The organism is Bartonella japonica (genome assembly GCF_040545385.1).
Classification (GTDB): domain Bacteria; phylum Pseudomonadota; class Alphaproteobacteria; order Rhizobiales; family Rhizobiaceae; genus Bartonella; species Bartonella japonica.
The window spans coordinates 1-7,510 of record NZ_JBEPLT010000027.1 but is presented as its reverse complement, the minus strand read 5'-3'; the positions used below and the strand labels follow the sequence as shown (position 1 = coordinate 7,510).

Here is a 7,510-nt window from a genome sequence, read left to right as displayed (position 1 = left end):
TCCGGTCTGAGGTTCCGGTCTGAGGTTCCGGTCTGAGGTTCCGGTCTGAGGTTCCGGTCTGAGGTTCCGGTCTGAGGTTCCGGTCTGAGGTTCCGAAGACATCATCACCCGCCATGAGATTTTAAAGCTAGATTCTAAGAGAATGGCTGTATAAAATATTTTTATGCTGGAAATCGATTTTGTGTAGAAAACTCTTAATGGGTGTTTTTCTTGCTTTGTGCTATGAGTTGCTAGTTTGCAGTGCTTGAACCGCTGTTTTCAAAAAAATTATCAAAATCAAAATAAGTATCAGGAACACACAAGCAATAAACAATTCCTTCCTCGGTCCATTTTAAAGAAGCTGAGCCATTGACAGAAATAGGCACAATTTTTTCTAATACAGCACTGCCAAAACAGGCTTTCTTATCGCTGGAGGAAAGTGTTTGCACTGCAAAATTTTCATTCCAAGTAATGAGAAGTTGTGCTTTTCCATTCGTTGTTATGTCAATTTCACAGCGTACGCAGACGCTTCCTTTTCCTTGTGAAAGAGCACCAAAAGAAAGAGAATTGACAATGAGCTCATGAAAAGCCAAACCAATATGCAAAGCAGCATTCGGAAAAAGATAAGGATCCACCCCCTCAAGAGAAAAACGTTCTGTTTCTTTTGTCAAATAGCCCGAAGTTTGCGACTGAATCAATTCACGAAATTGCGCTCCACGCCAATCGGAATCGGTAATCAGATCTTGTGAATGGGAAAGAGAATGAAGACGTCCTTGAAATTTTCGTAAGAAAATTTGAAGAGATTCAGTATAACGGGCCGTTTGGCTGGCAATACTTTGAATAATGGCAAGAAGATTTTTAGAACGGTGGCTCACTTCTCGAAGGAGTACTTTCAGGACTTGCTCACGACGTCGTAAACCTGAAATATCGACACCGGTGGTGATAATACCGATAATGTCTCCCTTAGTATTGCGGTGGCAATCAATAGAAAACTTATACCAAATGACTTGTTTGGCCATATCTTCAAAGCGGGCTTCAATGGTTTGCGTTTTGCCTGTGGCTAAAACCTGCAATTTGATTGTTTCCATATTATCAGCAAGATCAAGAGACAAAAAGTCACTGTCACGGCACCCTGTACGCCATTTATGATGCAAATGCTTTGGCAAGTTTTCAGCCCATAAATAGACAAGATTTGTTGTCTGATATAAAACACAAATATCAGCACCTCGGATTGCTTGCATAAGAGCGCTAAGATGTGACACATCCATGGGGGGCTTTGGAATAGGCGTAACACTCATGATGAAGATATGTTATTCTGCTCTAGGCTGCTTTGGAAGCATTCTCTTGAAAAAATAAAGCTTGGGAAATCAGTGCTTTCACCATATCAGGATTAAAAGGTTTGGTGACTAAAAAAGTCGGTTCCGGACGCTCTCCGGTTAGTAATCTTTCAGGAAAAGCAGTGATAAAAATCACAGGTATATGGTCGTTTTGTAAAATGTCATTGACTGCATCAATACCGGAACTGTTATCCGCTAATTGAATATCAGCTAAAACCAACCGAGGCTTTTTCTTATGATACATGATGACAGCTTCATCGCGGGTTCGTGCTATTCCCACGACCTGATGTCCGAGGCTTTCTACCATTTGCTCAATATCCATTGCAATGAGAGGTTCATCCTCAATAATCATTACTTCAGTGGTTATTTGTTGAGAAATATCCGTTGAGGCTTGGCTGAGAAGCTTGCGGAATTCTTTTGCATCCAGATTCATAATTTCACTGGCTTCTTGTTCATTAAATCCTTCAACCGCAATCAATAAAAATGCTTGGCGGGCACGGGGAGTGAGATAGGATAATTTGGCACTCGTTTTTTGTTCAAGACCAAATTGTGGCAATGGTTCGGGTATATTAGGGGTGGTTTGGTCAAAAAGATGGCAAAAAAGCCAATAGGTACCAATTCGATCACTGGAGGCTTTTGGAAAAATGGAAATATCAGTAATCAGGGCTTCTAACATCGCAGAGACATAAGCATCACCAGAGGATTGGCTGCCGGTAACAGACCGAGCAAAACGCCGAAGATAGGGAAGATGTGGTGCGATGCGGGTTGATAATGACATGATCTATAACTCCTTTTACCTATAAGGCACTTTGTTGGTTGAAATCCTAGAAAGAGGAAAAAGTTCCATTATCCGTATGGAACTTTTTTCATACAACTATATTTACAACCATAAGGCGAAAAACTTTCTTTGTGCTATTATTGTTATATGGATTAGGGGAAAAAAAAATGAACGACCGTGATGAAAAAAATCTCACAAGTCACTTTGCGTTTGGAAATGATCTCCTAGGGATCAATAGCGAAATAGCACGTAAATTACGTCAATTTTACACGGAAATTCAGGAAGAAGCACTTCCATGCAGTCTTTTGGAGCTCTTAGATAAGTTAGAGCGCGCGGAGCAATTTGGCTTAAACAATGTGAAAAAGGTTTGAACCCTTTATGACAAAGAGCGTGAAAGACTTTAAACAAGAACTTCTTTTAGTTCTACCGGCTCTTAGAGCCTTCGCCCTTTCTTTAAGCAGCAAGCACGATAAAGCTGAGGACTTGGTTCAAGATACGGTTATGAAGGCTTGGGCTAAACAGGACAGTTTCGAAATGGGAACAAACCTTAAGGCTTGGCTTTTTACAATTTTACGCAATGAGTTTTACAGCCAAATACGTAAAAAAGGAAGAGAAGTTCAAGACAGTGAGGGCACCCTTACTCAAAATATGGCTGTTCATCCGGCTCAATATGGATCACTTGATTTGCAAGACTTTAAAAAAGCCTTAAATATGCTTTCTGCTGATCAAAGAGAGGCCATTATCCTCATTGGAGCATCGGGCTTTTCTTATGAAGATGCTGCAGCTATTTGTGGTTGTGCTGTTGGAACAATTAAAAGCCGTGTGAGCAGGGCACGTAATCGCTTACAAGAAATTCTTAATGTGGATGGTGAATCTGATTATGGTCCCGATTCTTACTCTGCTAGAAGTACATTGTGTTTATTTAACGGCTAAAAAAGCATAATAATTATGTTTGAAAGTCTTGTTTTTTTAATTCCCTTTATAGCTATTAAAGTAAAGTCAGTATCTGAGGAAATTCAGAATATTTGGCGTGCACCTTTTGGAAAATAAGGGAAGTCTGCGTGAAGATATTCAGCGGGCTTGTTGCACGATGTTCCATAAGAAAGCCTTCCTTTATGCTGAAAGATGACGATTTTCAGGTTCGACGATGGAAATTCTATGACAACAAAGACGAATTTTCTTCCTCAAGTATCCTCTTCTAATGCAACGATATCAAGTTGGCGTTGGGTGGCAATTGTTGTTTCTCTGGTGATGGCTCTTTTGGCATCGACCTTTATTATGCTGCTTTCAAATGCAGTCGATCGGGAAGTTGCACAGTTAAATACAAGTTCAGAATTGCGTGAGCAGGCTGATTTGGTGCTCATCAGTTTGATCGATATGGCTGTCGCTGATCGTAGATATGAAAAAAACCGAAAGCCAGAATATAAAACACATTTTGAAAATGCTGCGCGGGAAATTGATGATATTCTCGATTATATAGCGCTTATCATTTATGCTCATCCGCGTTGGAATGAATGGTTTACTGCTTTTAAAAAAGAAGTTGAAGTCCGTAAAGCTTTTCTGAATGCGCATATGCATGCTCTTGATGTGCTTCCTCTTGATGCGCTTCCTGACCAGTCTTCAAAACCTTCTGTTTCCACTGAAGTTAAGAAGATTCAAACGGCACGTTTAGCTCAATTGATGACAAGCTTTCTTAATGGTGATGATGCGGTGCGGCAAAAACAGCGCGAGGGTATAGCTCTGATGCGTGCTGCTTTAACCTTGGCCGCGATTGTTTCTGTCGTAAGTACTTTTATTTCTGCCTATTTTGTCATTAATCGTTTTCGCCGTGATGTGAACACCTTAAAAATGTATCAATTGCTGCTTCATAGTGAAAATATAGCTCTGGAAGCACGTGTGAAAGAACGAACACAAGAGTTGGAAAGAGCACGCAATCATGCCGAAAAAGAACGTCAACGTGTTGAAATATTATTGCAAGATGCTAGCCATCGTATTGGAAATTCTCTTGGTACGGTGTCTTCTTTGCTTGGTTTGCAACTCAATCGCAGCAAAAATGAAGAGGTGCGTTCTGTTCTTGGGGCTGCACGCGATCGTATCCAGACAATCTCTACAGCGCATCGCCGTTTGCGTTTGAGTGATGATATGGAGACAACGCTTTTGGCAGAGTTTCTCAGTTCAGTGGTGCATGATGTCGAATTAGCGGTGCCTTTTGAATTACGAGAAAACATCACCATTCATACTTCCTTTAGAGAGTGTCGCTTATCTTCAAGGGATGCGACAACGCTTGGTATTATTCTTGGTGAATTGCTGACAAATTCCTTAAAACATGCTTTTCCTGATCATCGTGATGGTCATATTTATATATCATTTGGTCCCCAAAAAGATGGACAATTAATGCTCATTGTGGAAGATAATGGCGTGGGTATGAAGCACCAAACTCAAGAACAAAAAACGGGTCTTGGTCGTTTGGTTGTGGAACAGCTTTGTATGCAATTTGGTGAAAAACCACTTTTTGAAACGTCTGATTTAGGAGGAACAAAAATTGTGATTCCTTTGCCAAAACTCAATACAAATGGTCCAAAAGACGTACTCACTTAAATGTCAGAAAAGAAAAGCGCTTTTCTTATTTTTCTTTCGAGGAAGAAAGCGATAAAATACTGATCCTTATGCTGCAATCTGTTGTTAGTTTGTACGCATTATGTGCTCAATGTTCATGGAGTGTTTAATTTTAATATTAGTTTAATATAAGGTACGGTGCTTTTCATGGCAATTTATGGAAAATTTTCAGGAAATTTGTAGTTGTCATGCATGCAATTTCAAAGTCGTAGAGAAGCACAATAGAATTCACTCTTGCGGTTTGCATAAGTTTGAAGAGTGAAAAACAAAAACTTTTTATTTTATAAGTTTTTACACCAGTTATTTTATAAGTTTTTACATCAGCATTTTTTTACCAATAGTTTCAAAGAAGAAAATTTTTTTAAAGGGTCAAAATATTTTATGTCTATTTTAAGAAGTATCTTTTGGTGTTATTGGGCTACTTAATAAAGAATCAATATTGTTTTTCTCTTGCATAAATGCTTGCAGATCTTGATTGGTCAAAGCTTTACTATCAGGAATACGAATACGCATAGGATCAACTTTTACACCATTAACAATGATTTCAAAATGACAATGAGGTCCTGTTGCCATTCCTGTTGTTCCGACATAGCCAATAATTTGTCCTTGCCGCACTCTAACACCTGGTTTTATGTCTGGTGCAAAACGACTTTGGTGTGAATAACTGCTGATATATCCATTGCTGTGTTTAATTTCTGTATGGTTTCCGTAACCGCCTGATACTCCTACTTTTGTTACAATGCCATCTCCCACAGCAATAATGGGTGATCCTTTAGGAGCAACCCAATCAACACCCGTATGCATGCGTATGTAGCCTAAAATAGGATGTTTTCGTGGACCAAAGGGGGAGCCAAAAACGCCATTCGGAATGGGTTTGCGGAGCAAGAAAGGTTTTGAGCTTTTTCCTTCTGAATCATAATAATCAACACTCCCGTCTTTTGATTGGTAACGGTAATATTTATAAATCATATTGCCGAAGGTGGCGCTCACATAATGAATTTCAGGATCTGCGTTTGCAGGTTCTTCTTTTGTTGTCTGGTTATTTTTGCCGTTTTGGGGTGTTTTGTTGTTTTTTCCTGTGTCATTTTGTTGTGGCACGGCATAAAATATTTCGAGCTGATCTGTTGATGTTATCTGGCTTTTCATATCGATGTTTGTGGCAAGGAGACGAATGAGACGCTGAGAGAGAGATTTTGACAGATTATGACTGAGCAGAGTATTATAAATTGCATCATAAGCTGTCGGTAATTGTGTTTTACTGAGATAAGAATGTGAAACACCATTCCGAAGAGTCGCTTTAAGTGCGTGAGACATTTTAGGCTCTGCACTTTCCACAAACTGATTTTGGTCATTTAAAGCGATGGTGAGAACATGATATGTTCTGTCGTAGATGCTGGCGCGCACGAGATGATCCTCTTCTCCAGCTTGTGTAACAATGCCAATGCGCAATAGGTTTCCTTCTTTAAGCGTATCTGAGTTGTTCAATTTAGTTAAAGTGCTTACAACCTGTTGAATTTGCTCTTTTGTATAGTTTGTGTCTTTAAAAACATCGGCTATTTTTTGTTTTTTACGAATAGGAATAATATCTTCAACATAGTTTTTCGTGAGATCAATTCGATGACTTTGAGGAGAAATGGTCACATTTTCCTGAATAATGCGAACCTCAGGTGTTTCTGTTAATGGGGTTGTGGTGGATAAATTTTCTAGTTTTAAAGGGTCGATCAGTGTGAGCATTGAAAGGAGTTCATTGGTTTTTTCCAAAGCAAATTTCGCTTTTTTTAATTCTTGTTGTGCTTCCTCATCTGTTAAGGTATCCGCGCCATCAAAGTTTATTTGATCAATGATAAAATGGTGATTGCGTAAGGTTATTTTGGTTTCTACTTTTGCGCCATAAATATATCCAGAATCCTGTAGTTTAGCCGTTTGCTTTTTCGAATCATCTGCAAAAATGTTTAAGGCATCAAATTTAGGATAGGTATATTTATGGGGGCGCTCTTCAGCTAAAGACATTCGGAGCCATTGGAAGTTCTGAGTCTTAATGATTTTTTCATTTTCTTTTGTTTGCAGAATTGATAATTCAAATTGGCGTTTGCTATCAAAGCTTTGTCTTGCATGGGTAGGAGAAATACGGTCGCCTTTATATCGATTGGCATCAGGGTCTTGTGTTTCTGAGAGGCTTTTTTGTATAAACCATTGTGGAGGTGTTACCAATCGTTGCTGTTCATCAAGAGCGGTAAAAAGTGCAATACCCATAAGAATGCAGGACGTGATTCCTGTGAGAATCGTCCCTGTGAGCCAACGAACAGAAATCTGTCGGCGAGCTGGTCGCAAACGTTTGACTATAAGAGCGGGGTCTTGCCCTGGGTCGTTTCTTTGTTGTTCGTTATCCCACATGGATTTTTAGAATACTTTTCAAATATTAAATAAAAAGGCTAGCATAGCTTAGCACACCCCTACAAGGATTTGATTCTTTCATTATAGATCATGCAAATCCTTCAATTTATATTTTAACTGTAATGACTTTATAATAGCGAAGAAAGAGAGAAGCGCAATAACAGCGTTGGAATGATATTAACATTGCACAACAAATAGTTCTGAGATCTGCATGAAGCATTTATGGGTTATATAGTCAAATTTGATCTTTTTTCTTGGTTTTTAAAGAATATAAGCCGTTACGAAAGCATTTTTTTGAGTTATGCTATTTCTTTATTATGCATGATTTTTTTATGGTTTTAGGTAAGATTATTTTATTTTTTAAAAAAATGATATTGACTCTTTGTTAGAAAGAGTTCTATATATC

Annotated in this window: 6 protein-coding genes; 3 read left to right on the top strand and 3 right to left on the bottom strand. The window is 38.8% G+C overall.

Going from position 1 to position 7,510, the window contains the following annotated elements; translation table 11 throughout:
• Nucleotides 1-230 precede the first annotated feature (230 nt).
• A complete protein-coding gene (locus tag ABID39_RS07355) occupies nt 231-1,277 on the bottom strand; it encodes a PAS domain-containing sensor histidine kinase (RefSeq protein WP_354187456.1) in 1,047 nt (348 codons plus the stop codon).
• A 22-nt stretch (nt 1,278-1,299) separates the two neighbouring features.
• Entirely contained in the window at nt 1,300-2,094 is a 795-nt protein-coding gene (locus tag ABID39_RS07350) for a response regulator (protein ID WP_354187454.1), read from the bottom strand.
• A 167-nt stretch (nt 2,095-2,261) separates the two neighbouring features.
• Between ABID39_RS07350 and ABID39_RS07345 the strand changes: the two genes are divergently transcribed.
• The 3 genes from ABID39_RS07345 to ABID39_RS07335 all read left to right on the top strand — a co-directional run bounded on the left by ABID39_RS07345 (nt 2,262) and on the right by ABID39_RS07335 (nt 4,692).
• Entirely contained in the window at nt 2,262-2,465 is a 204-nt protein-coding gene (locus ABID39_RS07345; protein WP_354187452.1) for a NepR family anti-sigma factor, read from the top strand.
• Between the two features lie 7 nt (nt 2,466-2,472).
• Nucleotides 2,473-3,027, top strand: coding sequence for an RNA polymerase sigma factor (locus tag ABID39_RS07340; protein WP_354187450.1), 555 nt, complete (start codon nt 2,473-2,475; stop codon nt 3,025-3,027).
• Nucleotides 3,028-3,252: 225 nt separating this feature from the next.
• On the top strand, nt 3,253-4,692 hold the full coding sequence (locus ABID39_RS07335) for a sensor histidine kinase (RefSeq protein ID WP_354187448.1): 1,440 nt from the start codon (nt 3,253-3,255) through the stop codon (nt 4,690-4,692).
• Nucleotides 4,693-5,100: 408 nt separating this feature from the next.
• Here the strand turns inward: ABID39_RS07335 and ABID39_RS07330 are convergent, their stop codons facing one another.
• Nucleotides 5,101-7,104 (bottom strand): M23 family metallopeptidase, encoded by a 2,004-nt coding sequence (locus ABID39_RS07330; protein WP_354187446.1) that lies wholly within the window; start codon nt 7,102-7,104, stop codon nt 5,101-5,103.
• Nucleotides 7,105-7,510: the final 406 nt, after the last annotated feature.